The organism is Vibrio sp. Vb1574, assembly GCF_033338675.1.
In genome coordinates, this window is sequence record NZ_JAWOTC010000317.1 from 1 (window position 1) to 1,199 (window position 1,199).

The window sequence follows — 1,199 nt, forward strand, 5'->3', positions numbered from 1 at the left end:
ACTGTCGATGGCTACATAGTTAAAGGTTGCTTCGCAAACCATGAAACGATCTTCGATGCCGTCTACTTTCACTGGTTTCACCCAAACTTCTAGGTCAACGCTCATCGATGTACGGCCGATTTTCTTACACACGCCGTAACAACAAACCACGTCACCTACGCTGACTGGTTTTTTAAATGTAATGCTTGAAACAGAAACGGTAACGACGCGACCAGAACAGATCTCTTTCGCCAGAATCGCACCCGCCAAGTCAAGTTGAGACATTATCCAACCACCAAAGATATCGCCGTTTGCATTTGTATCAGCGGGCATTGCAAGGGTACGAAGCAGAAGCTGGCCTTTCGGAGAGTTAAATTCTTGGCTCATAGTGACATCCTAAATCTTCAAGGGCGCTCAAAAAAAGCGCAAATATGGTGTGCCAATAAGAATACTAATGCAGTAATTATTGGTCCGTTGAACAAAACAGCGACCCGAAGGTCGCTGTGAATAATACATTTGCGCGGATTATAGCAAAATTGAGTTTTTAATCATCAATCGAGACATCGGAGGAGTTATTTTTCTCTTCCTTTGGCATGTGCTTGTAAATGTAGACACCAGTAGCAATCATGTAGGCGAAGGTGGCAATCAGCATTCCAAACACTTTGAAGTTAACCCAAACATCCAGAGGTAGCTCGTAAGCGATGTAAATGTTTAGGCCTGCAAAAAATGAGAAGAAGCCTACCCATGCCCAGTTTATCTTCGCCCAAATCGCGTCAGGTAGCGTGATCTCTTTACCCAACATGCCTTTGACGACCGATTTTCCCATTAAGTGGCTGGCGGTTAAGCCAACGGCAAGCACCACGTAAATGATAGTGACTTTCCATTTTATGAAGTTGTCGTCGTGGAAGAAAATGGTCATGCTGCCGAATATCGTGACGATGACAAACGTGATCAGTTGCATCTTCTCTACTTTCTTATACAGCGCGTAGGTCACGATAAGTTGAACTGCCGTTGCAACGATGAGTGCTCCAGTCGCTACATAGATGTCGTACATCTTGTATAGAGCGAAGAAGATAATGAGAGGAATAAAATCAAGGATTTGCTTCATGTTGCCAAAAACTACCGAGTTGTTGAGTTGCTGACAGTCTAGCGGAATCTGGCGTAATGTGAATAGCTCAAGGGATTTGGATAAAAAATTGCCGCTCAATGAGCGGCAATGT

Annotated in this window: 2 protein-coding genes; both read right to left on the bottom strand. The window is 44.0% G+C overall.

What is annotated here, in order from left to right; all coding sequences use genetic code 11:
- A partial coding sequence (yciA, locus tag R7O12_RS25830) for an acyl-CoA thioester hydrolase YciA (RefSeq protein WP_318126908.1) occupies positions 1 to 366 on the bottom strand: 366 nt, incomplete at its 3' end.
- Positions 367 to 523: 157 nt separating this feature from the next.
- The gene (locus R7O12_RS25835; protein WP_025509354.1) at positions 524 to 1,087 is read right to left on the bottom strand and encodes a septation protein A; all 564 of its coding nucleotides are present in this window, start codon (positions 1,085 to 1,087) and stop codon (positions 524 to 526) included.
- Positions 1,088 to 1,199: the final 112 nt, after the last annotated feature.